The following is a 19,972-nucleotide window of genomic DNA, read 5'->3' on the forward strand; positions in this document are numbered from 1 at the left end:
CGAAATGACGGCGCGCCTTTAGCGGCAGCGGCCTCGGCAGGTCAATGGACGGCCGTATCGGGCGGAACCAAGCGCAGTCTCCGCGCCAGTTTGCCCAGCGATGCCCGGTCGTCGAGCGGGAGCGCGATCCGCAACGAACTCCAGATCGAGATCGCGGCGACGATGAAGACTGCGGGAATGGCCAGTTCGTTTCGCAACGTCAGATCCGCAAGGTCCGCCACCGTTCCGCCGATCAATGCGACAACGGCGACTTTCAGGGCAACGGATGGTGTCCGGCGATCGAACGGATGCAGGCGCTCGGCAAGAAAAAGCTGCACCATAGGTATCGCGGCCATGACGACGAAGCCGATCGACATGGCAAGGGTTATACCAGTCAGCGGATCGACGAGGCCCACGATCTCCCGACCTGCCAGCACGGCGATCAGAACACCGAAAACGCTCGCGGTAATCTGGTGTTTGTAGTGCGCTATCACCTGGAGAACGGGCAATGATATGCCTAGCGCAGCTTCGACCGCGCGGGCGAAAACGAGAATGACCACTGCCGCCGCCGCCGGATCGGCCTGGCTGCCGAACAGACTGAGGATGGCGAACCGGCCCCCTGCGATGACCGCGGCTAACGGAAATGCGATCGCTACGATGACCCGCAGGGCGTATCCGTAGATCGCCGCCACCTGACTTCGATCGGTCCGTTCCGCGCTCGCGGCCAAGGGTGCCATCACATACACGAACGCGATCCGGACGAGCTGCACGACGCTCGAAAGCTTGCGTGCGATCGTGAACAACCCCGACGCCCGCGCCCCTGCCGCGCCGGGAAGCAACTGGTTGAGGATGAGAGCCGGCGAATCGCTGAATATGCGCGCCACGACATTCGAAGGCAGGATTGAAAATCCGGCCAGCATCGTCTGGCGCGCCGTATCTCCCCACCATCGGCCGCGCAGAAGCAAATCGAGCCGGTAATACTGCCGGAGCAGTCGCACGCACAGAACGGCGGTTATGGCCAGCGAAGCGATATGCGCGACGAACAGACCGAACAGTCCGAAGCCCAGGAGATACAGCGCTCCGGCAAGGGCGAGCCGGATGATTTGCTCCCAGACAATCCGCAAACGGATTTCCGCTCCGAAGACCATTCGTGCACGCAGGGCGGACGTCGCGATCTCGACAAACGCCCAAAGCGGCAGGGTCCAGACGAAGACCTGGACCGCGGGCACGAGCAGATGCCGGTCCTCCTCGGCGACGTTGAGCAACGGCGCTAGATCGCCAGCGAACGCCGCAATGATCGCTGCGACCACGATGCACGGCCCTACGCCTAGAACCAGCGCGGTCCGGAGCGCCTCCGCCGCCTCCGCATCACTCGCCGATTTCGGAACGGTGCGCTGCATCGCGCTCGTCATGCCGAGATCGAAGACGTTCTCGATGAGGTTCACCGCCGACCACATCACCGCGTACATGCCGTACCCGGCCAGGCCGAACATCAGCACGTAAAGCGGCTGCGCGACGATCTCGACGACGGCGCCGAGGCGCGCGAGGATGGTCGAGCCCAGTCCACGCGCGACACGTCGGCTGTCGACGGTTTCGCCGTCGCCGCTGTCTGCCGGGGTCTCGGGAATGTCGGCGCTCTGGCTCATCGGAGCCCGCGCCAGTAAGGCCAATTGCGCGCGAAGCAAAGCGGCCTGCGCAAATGTCATGTTCCGCAGGCGTTCGCTCCCCTTGCCCTCGTGCGCCCAGACGCTAGATAGACCCCACGCACCCGCGAACGAGGACACTTGCGCCGATGGCCACCTTCACCCTGCCGAAGAATTCGACGATCAGCGGCAAGGGCCGCGCCCACAAGGCGGAAGGTGCCGCGCGCGTTCGCAGTTTCAAGATCTATCGCTACGATCCGGACAGCGGCCAAAACCCGCGTTACGACACGTTCGAGATCGACCTCGACGATTGCGGGCCGATGATCCTCGACGCACTGATTAAGATCAAGAACGAGATTGACCCCACGCTCACCTTCCGCCGGTCCTGCCGCGAGGGGATCTGCGGTTCCTGTTCGATGAACATCGACGGCAAGAACGGCCTCGCCTGCACCACGGCGATCGAGGATCTGAAGGGCGAAGTGCGCATCACCCCGCTGCCCGCGATGCAGGTGATCAAGGACCTCGTCCCTGATTTCACCCACTTCTACGCCCAGTACGCCAGCATCCGTCCGTGGCTGCAGACCGTCAGTCCTACGCCGAGCGGCAAGGAGCGTCTTCAGAGCCCCGAACAGCGTGAGAAGCTCGACGGCCTTTACGAGTGCATTTTGTGCGCCTGCTGCTCGACCGCCTGCCCGAGCTACTGGTGGAACAGTGACAAGTTCCTCGGCCCCGCGATCCTGCTGCAGGCCTATCGCTGGCTCGCCGACAGCCGCGACGAGATGACCGGCGAACGGCTCGATGCGCTGGAGGATCCGTTCCGACTCTATCGCTGCCACACGATCATGAATTGCGCGAACGTGTGCCCCAAGGGTCTTAGCCCGGCAAAGGCGATCGCCGAGATCAAGAAGATGGAAGCCGAGCGGCACATCTGACGTTGGCGAAGCGCGCGGACGAGATATTCGAGCACGGGCCGGATCCGGACAACCCGGGCTGGCGGCACTGGAATCTCAAGGACCAGACCGTCTTCAACGGCGCGGTAATGGGCAAGCTCGTCACCCGCGTCGACGATGACGGCCGCAGCCGCTTGCGGATGTTTCCCGAGCGCCGGCACCAGAACCTGCAGGGGATGATCCACGGCGCGATCACGCTCTCGCTGATCGACATCAGCCTTTTCACCACGATGCACACGATCGGCACGGGCGACGCCGGGCCTTCGGTGACTATTGAACTCAGCACGCAGTTCGTCGGCGGCGGCGACCCCCGGCGCCCGCTCGACGCGGTGTGCGAAATCGTGCGCGAAACCGGCAGCCTCGTGTTCGTACGCGGCGAGGTGGTGCAGGAGGATGACGCGGTCGCCAGCTTCTCCGGCATCGTGCGCAAGATGAAACCGCGCCCGCAGCAATGACCGGTATGCTCGCGCGGTACGAGGCGCTTGTCGAGGCGGGCGAGCTGCGCGCCGATGCGGACCAGCGCGCGGCGGCCGAACGGCTCGACCGGCTTCAGGCCGAATTGCAGGCCGACAAGCCCGGCGGGCTGCTGTCCGGCCTGTTCGGTCGCAAGGCTGCCCAGCCTCGCGGCATCTACATGTGGGGCGGGGTCGGCCGCGGCAAGTCGATGCTGATGGACCTGTTCGTCGAGACGCTGCCGATTGCGGCCAAGCGGCGGGTCCATTTTCACGAGTTCATGCTGGAGGTCGATCGCCTGATCCGAGACGAGCGGGCGAAGGAGGCGGGCGATCCCATCGCTCCCGCCGCAGCACGCATCGCCGCCGATGTCCGCGTTCTGGCCTTCGACGAAATGGTGGTGAACAACACCGCCGACGCGGCCATCATGGCGCGGCTCTTCACCGCGCTGATCGTCGACGAAGGCGTGACGGTCGTGACCACCAGCAACCGCCCCCCGCGCGATCTCTACAAGGACGGGCTCAACCGCTCGCTGTTCCTGCCCTTCATTGCGCTGGTCGAGGAGCGTCTCGACGTCGTGCCGCTCGATGGTCCGACGGATTACCGGCTCGACCGGCTCGCGGGAATCGACACCTGGCATAGCCCGATCGGCGACGAGTCCACCGCGCAGGTTCGCGAAGCCTTCTTCCGCCTCACCGACTATAAGCCCGAGGATGCGGCGAACGTGCCGAGTGCCGAGTTGGAGCTCGGCGGCGGGCGCACCCTGCACGTGCCCAAATCGCTCAAGGGCGTCGCGGTGTTCAGCTTCAAGCGGCTGTGCGGCGAAAACCGCGGCGCGGCGGACTACCTCGCCATCGCGCGGGCCTATCACACGGTCATCGTTGTCGGTATCCCGGCAATGGGGCCGGACAACCGCAACGAAGCGATCCGCTTCACCAAGCTGGTGGATGCGCTCTACGAGCACAACGTGAAGCTGTTCGTCACCGCGGCGGCCGAGCCCGAACATCTCTACGCCGCGGGCGACGGCAGCTTCGAGTTCGCCCGTACCGTCAGCCGGCTCGAGGAGATGCAGAGCGCCGACTACATGGCCCACGGCCACGGTGTGGAGGGTTGACCGCGCCGCGATGCGCCCCACATCGGACCCCTTCCGGCGTCAACATCCCGCCGAGGTAGGTACCGTACCATGATCGACATCCGTCCGCGCGACAGTCTGGCGCATCGCAACCATGGCTGGCTCGACACCCGCTATCACTTCAGCTTCTCCGACTACCACGATCCGGCCCGCATGGGCTGGGGCGCGCTTCGCGTGTGGAACGATGATCGGATCGATGCGAAGAGCGGTTTCCCGCCCCACCCCCACCGCGACATGGAAATCGTAACCTTCGTCCATTCGGGCGCGATCAGTCACCAGGATTCGCTCGGCAACAAGGGCCGGACGGTCGCGGGCGACGTACAGGTGATGAGCGCCGGGACGGGCATCACCCATGCCGAGTTCAACCTCGAGGACGAGAAGACCGACCTGTTCCAGCTGTGGATCATGCCCGACCGTGCCGGCGAGAAGCCGAGTTGGGGCACGCGCGAGTTTCCCCGCGGCGATCGCTCGGGCGACTGGACGGTCCTTGCCAGCGGTACCCCCGATGCGGACGATGCGTTGCCGATCCGCGCCGATGCGAAGGTACTGGCGACAACACTGAAGGCGGGCGAAACGGTACACTTTGACGCCGACCCGGCTCGCCACCAGTACCTGGTCGCGGTGGACGGCCGCTTCCGGGTCAACGGGCATGAGGCCGGTGCGCGTGACGGCGTGGCGATCACCGGCGAAAGCGCCATCGAGGTCGAAGCCATCGAGGACGCCGAGCTCGTCCTCGTCGATTCCCGCTAGGCGACGCCGAGCCGCGCCAGCGACTTGTCGAGCATCAACAGCTGCCAGAGTAGCCGCGAATGGTCGGAGCGCCCCGAGATGTGCGCTTCGGCCAGCGCGGCGACGCGATCCGCGTCGAACCAACCCGTGCGCCCGAGCGAAGCGCCGCGCGCGATCGCCCGGGCCTCTCCGGCAAGAGGGCCGCGCAGCCATGCGGCAATGGGGGTCACGAAGCCCTGCTTGGGCCGATAGAGCACGTCGCGGGGCAGGTGCCGCTCCATCGCGTGCTTGAGCAACCACTTGCCCTGCCCGCCCCTGATCCGCATCCCTTCCGGCAAGGTCGCGGCGAACTCGATCAGCCGGTGATCGAGCAAAGGCTCGCGCGCCTCGAGGCTGACGGCCATGCTGGTGCGGTCGACCTTGGTTAGGATGTCGCCGGGCAGCCAGAAGGCGAGGTCGGCATACTGCGCGCGGTCCAGACCCGAGCGGCCCGGCGCGTTCGCCATCAGCTCGATAAAGGGCGCCTCGGCGCGATATTCGCCCAGCTCCCGCGTCATTGCCGGGGAGTACAGGCCCCCCCGCAATTCGGGGGCGACGACTGCCAGCGCCCGGGCGTAACCCGCCTCTCCGCTCGCGGTGAGCGACTGGAAAGTCGTCTTGGCGCGCAAGGGCCGCGGGGCCCAGTCGGCTTTCGGCCAGATGGCCCCGAGCGTTCCGAAGACCGGTCCGCGCAGTCCTGCAGGCAGGATGCCGCGCGCACGTTCCTCGGCGGCGTGGAAACGATGGCGGCGGTATCCGGCGAATGCCTCGTCCGCCCCGTCGCCCGAAAGCGCGACGGTAACGGTCTCGCGCGCGAGCTGGCAGACACGCCAGGTCGGCAGAGCAGACGCGTCGGCGAAGGGTTCGTCGAACATCGCCGCGAGCCGATCGATCTCGGTGAAATCGCCTGCCGAAACCACACGCTCGCGGTGATCGGTGCCGAATTTCTGCGCAATTTCGCGTGCGTAATTCGTCTCGTCGAGGGCTGCATCGTCGAAACCGATGGAGCACGTGCGGACAGGATCGCGGCTCGCTTCGGCCATCAGCGCGACCACGCTGGAGCTGTCCACCCCGCCGGACAGGAACGCGCCCAGCGGCACGTCGGCAGCCATCCTGCTGGCAACGGCTTCCCGCAGCCGGAAGAGCAGCTCGGCTTCGAGGTCCGCAGCCTTCTCGCGCCGGCGCTCCGCGAAGCTCACGTCCCACCAGCGCACCGCCTTTGCCGGCGGCGCGTCGTGCCGCAACAAGCGGTAGTGGCCAGCGGGCAGTTTCTCGACGCCCCGCAGGATCGAGCGGTGATCGGGTACGTAGCCCCAAGCGAGGTAATCCTCGATCGCGAGCGGATCGACCTCGCGGCGCAGCAGCGGGTGGGCGAGCAGGCCCTTCAGTTCCGATGCGAACGCCAGGCTGCCGTCGCTGAGCTGCGCCATGTACAGCGGCTTCACCCCGAGCCGGTCGCGCGCGAGGAACAGCTCGCGCCGATCCGCGTCGTAGATCGCGAATGCGAACATTCCGTGGAGGCGACTGAGGCAGCCGGGCCCCCACTTCTGCCACGCGGCAAGGATCGTCTCGCTGTCGCCGTCGGTCCGGAACCGCGCCCCCGCCGCCTGCAACTCGGAGCGCAATTCGCGGTAGTTGTAGATCTCGCCGTTGAAAACGAGCATCGCGCGCCCGTCGGCGCTTGCCATCGGTTGCGGTGAGCCAGCGAGGTCGATGATCGAGAGCCGCCGGTGGCCGAGCCCGACGCCGGGGCCGGTCCACACCCCTTCTCCGTCGGGCCCGCGATGCGACATGGCATCGCACATCGCCTTCACCCGCGCCGGATCGACCGGCTTGGGCGTGCCGCAATGGAAGAGGCCGGCAATCCCGCACATGGCGCGGCGCCTAGACTACCGCCGCCAGAACGGCAAAGGCGATTGCGACGGCGACGATGCCGCCCAGCATCACGCCTGCGGCAACGTAGGGTCCGGCAAAGCGCAGCAGCGGGTGCGCGTCCGCCTCCGCCGCCGACAGGCCGGCCTCTGCCGGTTCGCGCTCGACGAAGCGCCATGCGACACCAAGCACGGTGGCGATCACCACCGCGAAGAACACCCATCCATAGACGATATGATCGAACCCGCTCGCCCGCTCGATTCCGACGTATTGGGCGACGAAGATCGTGCCCCATGCGCGCAGGCCGTTCGCGACGATCGACACGATCGCCGCCCCTACCACCAGCGCAAGCCGGCGGCGCCAGCTGCGAAAGCCGGTGTAGGCCAGCAGCACGGTCAATGCGACCATCGCGATGAGGAACTTCACGCCCGAACATTCCTCGGCCACCACGAACTTGCCCGCCGGGGTATCGATAAACAGGCCGTCGATCTGGGCGGGGACGCCCGAAAGATGCGTGAGCGCGATCGTCATGCGCGCGGTCATCTGCTGCAGCACGGGAATGAGCTCGTCGCCGAAGGGAACGAGGAAAGCCGCATAGGCGAGCGGAAAGGCTGCGACGAGCGCAACCCGCAGGCCGAGGGTCGCAAGTGTCGCGCCCTGGAACGCCATGACCGTGCCCGCCTGCGCCACCAGGTTGATATCGAGTGCCCGCCCCGCAGTCCACAGGGCCAGCCCCGCCCCGAGCCATCCGAGGCCGGGAAGCCACGGCTGAGGAGAGAGTCTCGCCAGATCGTCTCGCCGCAACCAGACCAGCCACGCGATTATCGCGGGCACCAGAAGCACGTGGTTGTAGGTATCGATGTCCCACCACTGGTGCGCCATTTCCCGCCATTCGGCGAAGGTCAGCGCAAACAGCGCGGCCCAAGCGATCGCCAGACGCGACAACGCTGCCGGCCACGCGGTTGCCGATGGCGAGCGCGCTGCCGGAATGACGAGATCAGGCGGCATCGCGCGCGGCCGCCCTTTCTCCGAGCAACACCGCGAGCGGCGCGAGTGCCGCGTCCCAGCCCTTGCGTTCGATCACGAAGCGGCGGGCGGCGGCGCCCATCGCGCGGGCCCGGTCCGGATCGGCGAGAAGCGCAAGGATACGGGCTACGAGCGCTTCGTCGTCCCTACCGACCGCGTAGTGTTCGCCGTCGACCGCGTCGATGCCGGTCGCCGCTTCATCCGAAAGCACGACCGGCCGCGCCATTGCCATCGCCTCCAGCACCTTGTTCTGCACGCCGCGCGCGATCGCGAGCGGAGCCAGGACGATGTCGGCGGCTGCGACAAACGGGCGCACGTCAGGCACTTCTCCCCAAACGCGCGTACCCTCCACGCCGTCCAACGCCAGCACACACGCATCCGGAGCGCGTCCGACGACGTGAAAGCAGGCGTCGGGGTGTACACTCCGGATCGCCGGCATCAATCGCCTGCTTGCGCGGACAACAGCCTCGACATTGGGCGGATAATCCATCTGCCCGGTGAAAACGAAGTGCGGGCCTGCCTCGGTGGCGAGGTCCGGATGCAGTGAAACTTTCGCCGGGTCGAAGACTGCGGTGTCGATCCCGTTGCCCACCGCCGTCACATGGGCGGGCGATGCCCCGATCCGGCTGCGAAACAGGTCCGCTTCGGCCTCGGTAATGAGGATGGTCGCGTCGGCGCGGGCGGCGAGCCGGCGCTCTTCCGCCGCGAGGAGGCGAGCCTCGCGGGCGTATAGGACCGCCGCCGGCCCCTTGCGCTGGAGGGCGTAGGCTTCGAACTTCGCCGAATCGACGTCGCACAGGTCGACGATCACCCGCCCGGCAAAGTCGGGGGGTGCATACTGGCCCATCTGTCCCGAGAAGACGAAGATCGTGTCGATCGGCCGCGTCGCTACCGTGTGCGCGACCCATTCGCGTAAATCCGGATTGTCGAACGCCGTCAGGCTGACGGGCTTCCCGCCCGCGATTGCCCGCATCCCGGCGAGCGGCAGGCTCAGGGGCCGGCGGGCGAGGCGGTGGCTCGTCGCCACGCGCGCGAGGTCGGGTTCGGCGGAGAAGTCGGCAGCGGTCTCGCCCAGCGTAGCGACGTGGACCGTCCCGCGGGCGGCAAGCCATTTCAGCAGGTGGTGCGAGCGGATCTTGTCGCCGCGGTCGGGCGGGAACGGGATTCGATGCGCGATGAACAGCGTCTCGCCCATCAGGCGAGGCCGCGGGCGATCGGCGGGCCGAGCCGGTTGGCGACCGCCAGCGGCAGCCGTTTCCACAACGCGATCTTGGCCGAATAAGCTTCGCTCGTGGGATCGACGTCGCGTGCCGCGTGACCCGGCGCGGTCCAGGTCGCGTAGGCCAACGGCTGGGGCGCGAAGCCCCAGTTTTTTTTATATGCGAACGCACCGCTGCCGATCTTCGAGCGACCGAAATCGAAGGTATCGCACCCGCGCCGCCGGGCATGGCCCATGAGTTCGTAATACATGCGCTCGTTGGCGCGGGTCGCACGGGCAGCATGGGTGCCCCCGCCCCAATAGGGCATGGCAGCGCTGCCGTGGTAGAGCGTAAGCACGCTCGCGACCGGCGCCCCGCCGAGACTGAGGGTCAGGATGTCGGCGTCGAACGCGTCCAGCACAGCGTCGAAGAGTGCGCGCGGAAAGACCGGAGTGCCCAGGTTGCGCACGCTGGCCGCATAGACCGCATAGTGCGCGCGGCGGTCTTCATCCGAGGTGCCGACGCTGATGGCGAAATCGCGGTCCAGTCCCTTGCGGACTTCGGCCCTCTGCTTGCGCGGAATGGCGAGAAGCTGGGCCTCGTCGTCGGGTGCGAGCGGACCGGAGAACCCGGCGTGACTGTCGGTCCGCACGGCCCAATCGGCCGGCGCAATGCCGCCGCGCAGTTCGACCGAGGCGCACGCGCGCCGCGCAGCCAGTTCGCTTGCCGCGCGGCACAGATCACGGGCGATCGACGCGCTGTCGGCAAGCGGCCCGCCGCCGACCGCAAAGCCGCTGGAAACGAGCGCGCGAGGGAACAGGGGCGAGTGGACTTCGGTAAGCGGGAGCCAGCCTGCCAGCGTGCCGTCCCGCTCCGCCACCAGGCCGAGTGCCCGCTGGCCGGTCCCCGTCTCGACGGCGTGCAGCCAGGCGGGCCGGTGGAACGGGGTGCCGTTCGTTTCGCGGACGAAGCCTTCGATCCGCGCTACTTCGCCCGGATCGCGCAAGTCGGCGAGCGCAATGCGCTCGGCCGTGTGGGCGAAGGGGGCGTTCACGCCGCGCGCTCCGTCAGCAGTGCCGCCTCGCGCATGGCGATGGCGTCCATCCGGCCCCATTCGAACTCGCGGACCAGAGCGGCGAGCTTGCCCGCCATCGCTTCGAGCCGGGTGTAGTGCCGCAGCTTCGAGCGCAAGGGTGCATCGGGCACGCGAGGCTGGCCGGGATCGACTTCCCACGGGTGGAAATAGAACACCGCCGGGCGGCCTTCGCGCCGGTTGACCTGCCGGATCGCCCAGCGGCTGAAGGCGTAGGGCAGAACGCGAAAGAACCCGCCCCCGCCCGCCGCCACGCGCCGTCCGCCCAGTATGGCGGTGGTCACCGGGATTTCGACCAGTGGACTGTTCGCGACGGGAAGGAAGGCGAAGCGCGGGGCTTCGGCCCATCCGTAGTGATCGTGCGCGATCGGCGCGACCGACGAGCTGTAGAGATAACCTTGCGCGGCGAGCTCCTCGTGCGCCCACGGGGTACGCGCGTCGATCGAGAAGCTGGGTGCGCGGTAGCCGGTGACCATCTGGCCGGAGGCATCTTCCAGCACACGGCGCGCGCGGTCTATGTCCGCGGCGAAGCTCGCCCGGTCCAGCGTATGGACGCGCGCATGGTCCCATCCGTGGCTGGCGATTTCATGCCCGGCATCGGCGATCCGGCGGATCATTGCGGGATGGCGCCGGGCGACCCAGCCCAGGGTGAAGAACGTCGCAAGCACCTCCGCCCCGGCAAACAGGTCGAGGATGCGGGAGACGTTGTCTTCCACGCGAAGCGGGAGATCGTTCCACGCGTCTCGGCCGATCACGGTCTCGAATGCACCGACCTGGAACCAGTCCTCGACATCGACCGACAATCCGTTGACGACGCGGCCGCGGGGGCCGGCGGGAATGGGGGACATTTCCACGCGGCAGGTCTCAGGCCGCCACGCGCGGTGCGTCCGCCTCGAACCACTCGATCAGCATCGTGAGGACGTGGCGGACCGCGTCTTCCTGTTCGGCGATGCGGCCTTCCAGCGTCGCGAGGCGCTCCGCGAGTTCGGGCGACGGATCCTCGCCCGCGCTGGCGGCGAGGTCGTCGATCGCCTGCTGGAGCGAGGCGATCTGCGCGTCGCGTTCCTCCAGCAGCGCCTCGACCTTCGCGCGCGGCGGCGACGGCGGCGCGAAGGCGTGCTTGATCGGCCCGGACGCGGGCGCGGCCTCGATCCGGGGCAGCGGCTTGGGCGCGGCCATCGGGAACGCGGCGTCGCCCTCCATTTCCTTGCGGACCGAGGCGAGCATGGCCGAATCGATGCGCGTGCGCTGTTCGACCGCGCCCAGCAGCATCAGCCGGCTCATCACCTGGTTGATGCGGCGCGGGATGCCGCCGGTCGCCTCGTGCAGGTCGGTGAAGACGCGCTGGTCGAACGCCGGGTTGCCGACCCAGCCCACGCATTGGAGGCGATGGACGACGTAGGGCTCGATCTCGTCGCGCTCCATCGCATCGAGGTGATGGGCGGCGATCACGCGCTGCCGCAGCTGTTCGAGCGAGGCGTGCTCGGCGAGCACCTGCTTGAACTCGGGCTGCCCGAGCAGCAGGGTCTGGAGCAGCGGGTGGGAGCCTAGCTGGAAGTTCGACAGCATCCGCAGTTCCTCCAGCGCCTCGACGCTGAGGTTCTGCGATTCGTCGACTACCAGCAGGCAGCGGCGGCCCGACCGGGCTTCCTCGTGGAGGAACCCTTCGATCGCACCGAGGGCCGCGGCCTTGTCGCCGGGTTCCACTTCGATGCCGAACGCCTGCGCGGCGATCATCACCATTTCCTCGCCATCGAGGTTGCTGGTCACGATCTGGCCGACGGTAAGCTGCGCCGGGTCGATCTTGCGCATCAGGTGCGCAACGAGCGTGGACTTGCCCGCCCCCACCTCGCCGGTGATGACGATGAAGCCTTCCCCCTGCGCGAGCCCGTAGCCGAGGTAGCTGAGCGCCTTTCGGTGCGTGTTGCTCTCGAACCAGAAATTTGGGTCGGGGGTAAGCTGGAAGGGGCGCCCGGAGAGACCGTAGAAATCGTCGAACATCGTCTTGTCTTCCTGGTCGTCAGAAGTCGTAGCGCAGGCCGAGCAGCGCGGCCGCGGTGGTGAGGTCCTGGCCTGCGACATCGCTATCGAGGCTGTCGAGGTTGAGCGCGGCGTTGGCCGACAGCCCGTCGAGAAGGTATCGGCGGTAGGCCGCCGACGCGCCGAGGACGGTGGCATCCCCGCTCCCCGCAAAGCCGCTGAGGAAGCGCTGGGCGCGCCCGTTGAGGCTCCACGAGTCGCGCGGGCCGAATTGGCCGGACACGTAGGTCGCGAGCCAGTAGCTCTGATCGACGACGCCGTTCGCGGCGGCGAGCGCGGTACCCGGCGCGGCGATGAAGGTGCGGCGGTCGTAGCCGACGCCAATCCCGCTGGAGAGGCGCCCGTTGGTCGCATTGTAGCTGGCCGCGACGCCGCGGCTGCGGAAGACGGCGGAGCGGACCGAGCCGAACGCGCCGTTGAGGCAGTTGCCGCCTTGCGTGCTCGCGACGCAGCCGTCGATCTGGCCCGTCACCGGATTGCGGATCGCGGCGAATTCGGTCGGCAGGTTGCGGAGCGCATTGTTGAGCGTGCCGCCGAAGCCCTGCACCGCGTCGTAGACGGCGAGGTTCACCGAACTGCGGCTGTCGGGTGCCCACGCGAAGCTGCCGTAATAAGTAGTCGAATCGTAGCGCCTTCCGATGTGCGCCTCGGCTGCAGTGCGGGACGAAGGACGCCACACGACGCCCACGTCCCAGATGATGCCCGATGTGTCGTAGGCGAGCCGGCGGGGGGACGACTTGTCGGTGACGAGCCGTCCGTCCGCGCCCACCAGGGGCACGCCCGCGGCATCGCGCACCGCGTCGCGCGCGGATACCTCGACGTCTTCGTAGCCGACCCCGCCCACCGCCGCGAGGTTCGGGCCGAGCGGTACGGTGACGTCGGCGCGGACATTGAGGTCGCGCACCCGCTGGTCGAGGTTGCCGATGTCCTCCTGGTAGAACCCGCCGCCTACTCCCACGCCGACCGGCAGCGCGGTACCGGGCCGAAGGCCGACGTGGACGCCCGCGCTCTGGACCACGCTGTCGTCGAACACGTCAACCGGCGCGGCACCGGGCGCAGTGACGACCGCGTCGGGCGCTTCCACCCGGGTGTAGCCGATGCGGTAGTTGGCGTTGATTTCGGCGTCGCCCGCGCTGGTGTGCACGGTGGGGCCGGCGTAGGCGGAATAGATCCGGCTTTCGTTCGGCCCGCCCTGCAGGCTGCTGGTGCCCGAACTGGCCGAGCCGTTGTCCGTGATGCGCGTGCGCGAGGCGAGCGCCCCGCCCTCCACCTGCACCGCGTTCGGAACCACGCTGGCATACCCGCGCGCGAGACCGGACAGCGTCGCGGTGTCGGCAACCGAGCTGTCGTAGCCGAAGTTGCGTTCGTAGCGGATGGAGGCCGAACCGCCGTTGTTGCGGCCCTGTACGCTCACGTCCACTCCGGTCGCGACCTGGGTGTAGGTGACGGTGTCGCTGCCGGGCGACAGCTCGACCGCGACGACTTGGTTCGCCTCGATGTAGGGGTCGATGCGGACGACCTTGCGGCTGTCGCCCCGGTCCTGGGCATGGGCCGGCACAGCGACGACGGCAACGGCGCCGGCGATGAAGAGGTGATAACGCTTCATGGCTCTATCCCTCGTGCCCGTAATAGGTGCCGAACTTGCGGCCGCTCGGGCTGAAGTGCGCCGCGTTGAGCAGCAGCTTGATGTCGGTGCACGCGCCGAGAAGCCCGACTGCATCCTCCAGCGCGCTACGGCCGGTCTGGTCCGCGCGGCAGACGAGGATGGTCTGGCCGACGTGCCGCGCCAGATCCGCCGCGGGCGACGCGGCGAGCGCCGGAGGGCTGTCGAACACGAGCATGCGTCCGGGTGCCCCGCGGGTCAGGCGATCGAATATCTCCGCGGTCCGCGCGCTCGCCAGCCATTCGCCGTCGGGTCCGTCGCGGCCGCCCGCGGGCAGCACGAAAAGGCCGGGAATGTCCGTGGCGAGGACGAGGTCCTCCACCCGTAGCGAGGGATCGGCGAGTGCGTCCATCAGGCCGGGCGCGCGGGGGAGCCCCAGCGTGGCGAGGATCGACGGCTTGTGGAAGTCGGCATCGATCAGCACGACCTCGCCGTCCTTTTCGCCGGCCATCGCGATCGCGAGGTTGGTCGCGCAGAAGGTCTTGCCCTCGCCGGAATGGGGCGAGGTAACGAGGACTCGGCGAGCGGCAGGATCGCCATGAGCGGCGGCAAGCACCTGCCGCTTCACGATGCGGAACTCCTCGAGGAGCGCGGTCGCGCCGTCTTCTGGCACGGCGATGCCGCGTTCGCGCAAGCGCGCGCGATCGAGTGCGTGTCGCTTTCCGGCGAACCGGACCGCCGGTTCGATCGGATCGGTCTGGACTACCATGCGCGGCGCCGCGGAAACTGGCAGGGCCGGTTCGGGCGCCTTTTCGGCCACTCGTTCGGCAATCGGTTCGGCGGAAGGCATGAACGCCGGTTCTGCAGAGGCAACGGCTGCCGCCTGATCCCTGGTTTCGGCACGGCGGACCGGCCGGGCGCGCTTCATCACGGGCTCTTCGAGTGTGGCGGGCATCGGCGCGGCACGGAAGGGGTCGAACCCGAACGCACCGCTCGCCCGTTCGAGCAGCGAGCTTTCCACGGTCGTCTTCGGCGCCGGTTCGCTGCCGGGTTCGCCCGGAAGCGGAATCTTGCTGTGTTCGGTCATCGGTCCGGTTCCCTCACGCCACCATGCCGCGCTGGACGAACTCGATGCCCAGCAGGACCACGAAGAGCCCTCCCAACGCACCGGTGCCGGCGTAGAACATCTTCATCCGTTTCGCTCGCAGCGCGCGGGCTCCGTCGTTCAGCGTCTCGGAAATGGTCCCGAGCACCGGCAGATCGAGCGCGCGCTCAAGACCGTTCGCGGTGGCGAAAGTGGAACGCAGCCGGCTCAGCGCGAATGTCGAGCCGATTCCCGCAGCCAGTGCGGCGAACAGCACGCCGAACAACAGCAGCGGCCGATTGGGCGAAGCAGGCTGACGGGGAGCGGTCGGCGGATCGACGACGTCGAACTTGAAGCTGGAGCGCTCGCTTTCGACCTGGCCGCGCAGGCGCATTTCCTCTCGGTTCTGGAGGAGCTCGTCGTACTTTTTCTTGAGCACGTCGTAGTCGCGGCTGATGCGGTTCGCCTCGGCGGCGACCGCAGGTTCGCTCGCCTGATCGCCCATCGAAGCACTGACGTCGGACTGCAGCGCCGCCTTGCGGGCGATAAGCGCGGAGACGTTCGCCTCGCGCTCTGCCTTGATCGCGACGAGGGAGGAATAGGCCGGGTTCGGCGTACCGGCCGAAGCCCCGCCCCCGCCGCTGCGCGCGAGAAGCGCGATCTGGCGTTTCAGCGCGATCACGTCCGGGTGGCTGTCGGTAAGGCCGCGGGCCTGCATCCCGGCGAGCTGAGCCTGGGCCTGGCCCATCGCGGTCGAATCGCTGCCGCCACCGGCGCCCGCCAGCATGCGCGGCGTACCGGCGAGCTGGCCGTTGATCGCCGCGAGCGCGCTCTGCGCCGCGGCAAGATCGGCATCCACCCCGCGCAATTCCTGGCGCGAGCTGGCCAGCCGGCCCGAGATGGCGCCGGCACCGCCGACCAGTTCGGGATGCTGCGCTTCGAAAGCGGACAGCTTGCCCTCTGCCGCCTCGAGCTCCGCCTTGCGCTGTTCGAGCTGCTGGTCGAGGAACACGACCGTGTCGGCCACCTCGCCGCGATTGCCCGCGATGTTTTCCTCCCGGAAGATGTCGATCAGTTTCTGGACGACGGCCTGCGACAGTTTCGCATTCTCGGCATCGCTGAGTTCGCGCTTGCCGATCGTGGCGGTGATCGTGAAAATGCTGTCCTCGACGCTTTCGACCTTCACGTCTTCGGCGAGGTTCTGCACCGCGCGGTCCATCTCGCGCTGGCTGGCGATGCCCCGGCCGAGGTCTGTGGCGCGGACGACCTTTTCGAGGTTCACCGCACCCGCGAGCGTCTTCTTCACGCGCTCGATCTCGTCCTTTCCGCCGTTGGCGATCTTCAACTGGTCGCTGAGGACGTCGTCGAACTGGACGTAGATGCGGGCCTTCGATTCATAGGTGTTGGGAATGAACGCGATCGCGATCCAGCCCAGCAGCGCGATAGCCCAGGCGACGCCCAGCACCATCCACCGCTTGGCCCAGGCGGACCACGCGGCGGCGCGCAATTCCTCGAAGACTTCGTTCATCTCTCGCGTGACCTTCAGAACATGCTTTCGGGGATGATGATCACGTCGCCGGGCTGCAGCATGACGTTGGCGCGGCTCTCGCCCTTCTTCAGCAGGTCGCCGAGCCGTAGGGCGTATTCCCTCTGCCGGCCGGACTGCTTGTCGAACCGGATCAGTTTGGCGCGGTTGCCGGCGGCGAATTCGCTGAGGCCGCCGACTGCGATCATGGCGTCGAGCACCGTCATGTTCGCGCGGTAGGGAATGCTCGCCGGCTTCTCGGTCGCGCCGATGATGCGGACCTGCTGGCTGAAGGTGCCCGCGAAGTTGGTCACGATCACGCTGACCAGCGGTTCCTCGATGTATTGCGAGAGCTGGAGGCGGATGTCCTCCGACAGCATCTTGGGCGTCTTGCCGACCGCGGGCATGTCGTTGACCAGCGGGGTCGTGATACGGCCATCGGGGCGGACCTGGATTTTCTCAGCACTGAGCTCGGGATTGCGCCAGACATTGATCGTCAGCTCGTCGAGGGGACCGATGATGTAGGCTTCGCCGGGCCCTTCCTGCATCGACACGAACGACGCGGGAGGCAGTTCGCTTCCCCCGCCGGTCGACGCGCAGCCGGTCAGCGCCATTGCTGCAAGCGCCAGGCCGGCAAAGGATCGGGTTAGCAGTGTGCGCAACATGGATGCATCCTCGCGGTATGGGCGACCCCGCCGGAGCATCCGCCGGGAGCGACCCGGCGCACCGGTGGGCGCGTGTATGGGGCCGCTATCTCGCGGAAATTGGTGAACATACTGTTAGGGACGAGAGCGTTTACCGGGGCGGTCCCGAAGCGGGACAGGCAGCCGGGAAACCCTTAAACCAGAAGTTGACGCGCGGGTCCTTGGCCGAGGAACATCGCCGGGCTCGCGGTCGCTCCGTAGGCGCCGGCGCAGAAAACCGCGACGAGATCGCCGACTTCGGCGCGCGGCAGGCGTGCCTTGTCCGCGAGCCGGTCGAGCGGGGTGCACAGGCAGCCCACGACGTTAGCCTCGTCGTCAGCTTCGGCACCGAACCGGGTCGCGATGGCGACCGGGTAATTGCGGCGCACTACGGTCCCGAAATTGCCCGACGCGGCGAGTTGGTGATGCAGCCCGCCATCCGTGACGAGGTAGGTCTCGCCGTGGCTTTCCTTGCGGTCCACGATCTCGCACAGGTAAACACCGGCCTCGCCAACGAGATAGCGGCCAAGCTCGATGCACAGGTCGGTATCCGCAAGCGTGCCCGGCAATGCGGCGAAGCGTTCCGCCAGCTTTTCACCTACCAGCGCCAGATCGACCGGATCGTCGCCCGCAAAGTAGGGAATGCCGAAGCCGCCCCCCATGTTCAGCTTCGGCAGCGGCCCGTGGTCGACTTCGCGCGCCAGCCTGTCGGCTAGGTCGAGCACGTTGCCCTGCGTCTCGGCAATGGCCTCTGCATCGAGGGCCTGGCTACCCGTGTAGATATGAAGCCCGCGCCATTCGGCTCCGGCGACGATCAGTTCGCGGGCGATGGCGGGCACATGCGCGGCATCGATGCCGAACGGCTTGGCGCCGCCGCCCATCTTCATTCCCGACCCGCGCAATTCGAAGTCGGGATTGACCCTGATCGCGATGCGGGGCGGCCTGCCGATCCGGCCACCGATGGCGAGCGCGCGGCGGACTTCGCCCTCGCTTTCGCTGTTGAGTGTCGCGCCGGCGGCGATTGCGGCTTCCAGTTCCGCATCGCGTTTGCCGGGCCCGGCAAAGCTGACGAGCTCTGGGTCGATGCCCGCCTCGACAACCATCGCCAGTTCCCCGCCCGACGCGATGTCGAACCCCTCGACCAGGGGGGCCATGTGCTGCAGCACCGGCCGCCAGGGATTGGCCTTCACCGCATAGTGGATCGCGAGGCGGGCGGGCATCGCGGCGCGCAGTTCGGCGACGCGGCGGTCGAGATGGCTGCGCGAATATACGAAGACCGGGGTGCCGCCGGCTTCGGCCACAAGCTCGCGCGCAGTACGTCCGCCGATGGCAAGCTCGCCGTCCTTAGGCTCGTATCCGGCGGGGATTGGGCCGAGCGGTTTCATGCCGCCATCTCGGCTGCCAAGGCGTTCCTGTCCAGCTTGCCGTTCGGGTTGCGCGGCAGTTCGGCGTAAGCGCGCACGGTGCGCGGCAGCATGAAATTGGGAAGCGCCGCGGCCAGCGCCTTGCGAAAGGTTTCCAGGTCGAACCCTGCCAACGGACGCACCGCGAGGCTGACGGCGTGGCCGAGTCGCTCGTCGGGGAGGCCGACCGCCACCGCTTCGGCTACGAGGCCGGTGGCGACGGCGGCGTCCTCGACCTCCTGCGGGCTGATCCGGTTCCCGGCGCTCTTGATCATCGCGTCGCGCCGGCCGACGAAATAGAGCAGACCGTCCGCCGCCCGGCGCACACGGTCGCCCGACCACACGGCCGTGCCCCCGTATTGCGAGGCGCGCGGCGCAGGCCGGAAGCGTTCAGCGGTCCGCTCCGCATCCTGCCAGTACCCTTGCGCCACAAGCGGCCCGGCGTGGACCAGTTCGCCCTCGGCATCGTCGGCGGCGACATTGCCGTCGTCGTCGATCACGAGGATCTCGGCGAAGGGGATTGCCTTGCCCATCGAGGTCGGATGGCTGTCGACCAGCGCCGGGTCGAGGTAGGTCGAACGAAACGCCTCGGTCAGGCCGTACATCGGGAATAGGCGCGCCTTCGGAAACAGTTGGCGGAGCGAGCGCACGAGCCCTTCGGTGAGCGCACCGCCGCTGTTGGTAAGCCGCCGCATCCTGCGCGCCGCGTCCTCGGGCCAGTCGATCTCGACCAACTGGACCCACAGCGGCGGCACCGCGGCGAGCGTCGTCACGCCGTGCCGGCTGCAGGCCTTTACCACGTCCTTTGGCATAAGGTAGTCGAGCGGCACCACGCACCCGCCGGCATACCAGGTACTCAGCAACTGGTTCTGTCCGTAGTCGAAGCTCAGCGGCAGCACGCCGAGCGTGACGTCGTCGCTCGCGAGATCGAGGTAATGCGCCACGCTGACAGCGCCGAGCCACATGTTCCCATGGCTCAGCATCACGCCCTTGGGCTGCCCGGTCGAGCCGCTTGTATAAAGTATGGCGGCCAGATCGCCGGGATCGTGGTCGGACGGGCCGAGCGGATCGCATTGCTCGACCTGCGCCCACAGGTCCTCCTCGGCCACGCACGCGCATCCGGGCGGGAGGTCGCCATCCGCGAGGCTCCCCAACCGCGCACGGTTCGCCACCAGCAGCACCGCGCCACTGTCGGTCATAATGTGGGCGACCTGCATTCGCTTGAGTAGCGGGTTCACCGGCACGTGCACCAATCCCGCGCGGGCGCAGGCAAGCGGAAGCAGACATGTCGCCTCGCCCTTGGCTGCCCAGCTCGCGATGCGATCGCCCTTGTCAGCGCGGTCAGTCAGCCATGCCGCCAGCTTGCCGACACGGGTTCTTAAGTCCTCGTGGTTAAGCGTGCCGCCGCGCAGCACCAGCGCCGGCGCCCCGGCCTTGCCCCGTTCGGCAAGGTGATCGAGCGGCCGGGGCCGGGGGTCGAGCGTGGACGGCATGGTTACTCCGGAAGGATTCATTCGCG

Annotated in this window: 17 protein-coding genes; 4 read left to right on the forward strand and 13 right to left on the reverse strand. The window is 67.8% G+C overall.

The features are described 5' to 3' along the window. Window positions 1–41: 41 nt before the first annotated feature. Window positions 42–1,625 carry a lipopolysaccharide biosynthesis protein gene (locus D4766_RS00525; RefSeq protein WP_120715695.1) on the reverse strand — a complete coding sequence of 528 codons (1,584 nt, stop codon included), beginning with the start codon at window positions 1,623–1,625 and terminating at the stop codon, window positions 42–44. Between the two features lie 146 nt (window positions 1,626–1,771). Between D4766_RS00525 and sdhB the strand changes: the two genes are divergently transcribed. The 4 genes from sdhB (at window position 1,772) to D4766_RS00545 (ending at window position 4,907) form a co-directional block, all read left to right on the forward strand. Next, window positions 1,772–2,554 carry a succinate dehydrogenase iron-sulfur subunit gene (gene sdhB, locus D4766_RS00530; protein ID WP_120715697.1) on the forward strand — a complete coding sequence of 261 codons (783 nt, stop codon included), beginning with the start codon at window positions 1,772–1,774 and terminating at the stop codon, window positions 2,552–2,554. 2 nt (window positions 2,555–2,556) lie between these two features. Further along, window positions 2,557–3,027, forward strand: a complete 471-nt coding sequence (locus D4766_RS00535) for a PaaI family thioesterase (protein ID WP_120715699.1) — start codon at window positions 2,557–2,559, stop codon at window positions 3,025–3,027. Further along, on the forward strand, window positions 3,024–4,139 hold the full coding sequence (zapE, locus tag D4766_RS00540) for a cell division protein ZapE (RefSeq protein WP_120715701.1): 1,116 nt from the start codon (window positions 3,024–3,026) through the stop codon (window positions 4,137–4,139). Before D4766_RS00535 ends, zapE begins: the two co-directional genes overlap by 4 nt. A 69-nt stretch (window positions 4,140–4,208) precedes the next feature. Further along, window positions 4,209–4,907 carry a pirin family protein gene (locus D4766_RS00545; protein WP_120715702.1) on the forward strand — a complete coding sequence of 233 codons (699 nt, stop codon included), beginning with the start codon at window positions 4,209–4,211 and terminating at the stop codon, window positions 4,905–4,907. Here D4766_RS00545 and D4766_RS00550 read toward each other — a convergent pair. From D4766_RS00550 to D4766_RS00605, 12 genes are all read right to left on the reverse strand, one after another. Next, entirely contained in the window at window positions 4,904–6,799 is a 1,896-nt protein-coding gene (locus tag D4766_RS00550; protein ID WP_120715703.1) for an XrtA/PEP-CTERM system amidotransferase, read from the reverse strand. The two genes, D4766_RS00545 and D4766_RS00550, sit on opposite strands and share 4 nt — an antisense overlap. A 10-nt stretch (window positions 6,800–6,809) precedes the next feature. Beyond that, window positions 6,810–7,805, reverse strand: coding sequence for an exosortase A (xrtA, locus tag D4766_RS00555; RefSeq protein ID WP_120715704.1), 996 nt, complete (start codon window positions 7,803–7,805; stop codon window positions 6,810–6,812). Continuing rightward, complete coding sequence (locus D4766_RS00560) at window positions 7,795–9,018, reverse strand: TIGR03087 family PEP-CTERM/XrtA system glycosyltransferase (protein WP_120715705.1); 1,224 nt, start codon at window positions 9,016–9,018, stop codon at window positions 7,795–7,797. Before D4766_RS00560 ends, xrtA begins: the two co-directional genes overlap by 11 nt. Then, window positions 9,018–10,076: a FemAB family XrtA/PEP-CTERM system-associated protein gene (locus D4766_RS00565; protein ID WP_162935604.1), complete on the reverse strand. Its 1,059-nt coding sequence runs from the start codon at window positions 10,074–10,076 to the stop codon at window positions 9,018–9,020. The genes D4766_RS00560 and D4766_RS00565 overlap by 1 nt, the downstream gene beginning before the upstream one ends. Beyond that, window positions 10,073–10,963: an XrtA system polysaccharide deacetylase gene (locus D4766_RS00570; RefSeq protein WP_194955800.1), complete on the reverse strand. Its 891-nt coding sequence runs from the start codon at window positions 10,961–10,963 to the stop codon at window positions 10,073–10,075. Before D4766_RS00570 ends, D4766_RS00565 begins: the two co-directional genes overlap by 4 nt. Before the next feature lie 16 nt (window positions 10,964–10,979). After that, window positions 10,980–12,116, reverse strand: coding sequence for an XrtA/PEP-CTERM system-associated ATPase (locus D4766_RS00575; protein WP_120715707.1), 1,137 nt, complete (start codon window positions 12,114–12,116; stop codon window positions 10,980–10,982). A 19-nt stretch (window positions 12,117–12,135) separates the two neighbouring features. Further along, entirely contained in the window at window positions 12,136–13,761 is a 1,626-nt protein-coding gene (locus D4766_RS00580) for a preprotein translocase subunit YajC (RefSeq protein WP_120715708.1), read from the reverse strand. A gap of 4 nt (window positions 13,762–13,765) precedes the next feature. Beyond that, window positions 13,766–14,845: a P-loop NTPase family protein gene (locus tag D4766_RS00585; RefSeq protein WP_120715709.1), complete on the reverse strand. Its 1,080-nt coding sequence runs from the start codon at window positions 14,843–14,845 to the stop codon at window positions 13,766–13,768. A gap of 13 nt (window positions 14,846–14,858) precedes the next feature. Beyond that, window positions 14,859–16,370 carry an XrtA system polysaccharide chain length determinant gene (locus D4766_RS00590; RefSeq protein WP_120715710.1) on the reverse strand — a complete coding sequence of 504 codons (1,512 nt, stop codon included), beginning with the start codon at window positions 16,368–16,370 and terminating at the stop codon, window positions 14,859–14,861. Between the two features lie 14 nt (window positions 16,371–16,384). Continuing rightward, window positions 16,385–17,032: an XrtA/PEP-CTERM system exopolysaccharide export protein gene (locus D4766_RS00595; RefSeq protein WP_120715711.1), complete on the reverse strand. Its 648-nt coding sequence runs from the start codon at window positions 17,030–17,032 to the stop codon at window positions 16,385–16,387. Window positions 17,033–17,205: 173 nt separating this feature from the next. After that, window positions 17,206–18,435 carry a pyridoxal-dependent decarboxylase, exosortase A system-associated gene (locus tag D4766_RS00600; protein WP_120715712.1) on the reverse strand — a complete coding sequence of 410 codons (1,230 nt, stop codon included), beginning with the start codon at window positions 18,433–18,435 and terminating at the stop codon, window positions 17,206–17,208. Continuing rightward, entirely contained in the window at window positions 18,432–19,946 is a 1,515-nt protein-coding gene (locus D4766_RS00605) for an acyl-CoA ligase (AMP-forming), exosortase A system-associated (RefSeq protein WP_120715713.1), read from the reverse strand. Before D4766_RS00605 ends, D4766_RS00600 begins: the two co-directional genes overlap by 4 nt. Between the last annotated feature and the right edge of the window lie 26 nt (window positions 19,947–19,972).

It is taken from the genome of Tsuneonella amylolytica (assembly GCF_003626915.1).
Taxonomy (GTDB): Bacteria; Pseudomonadota; Alphaproteobacteria; order Sphingomonadales; family Sphingomonadaceae; genus Tsuneonella; species Tsuneonella amylolytica.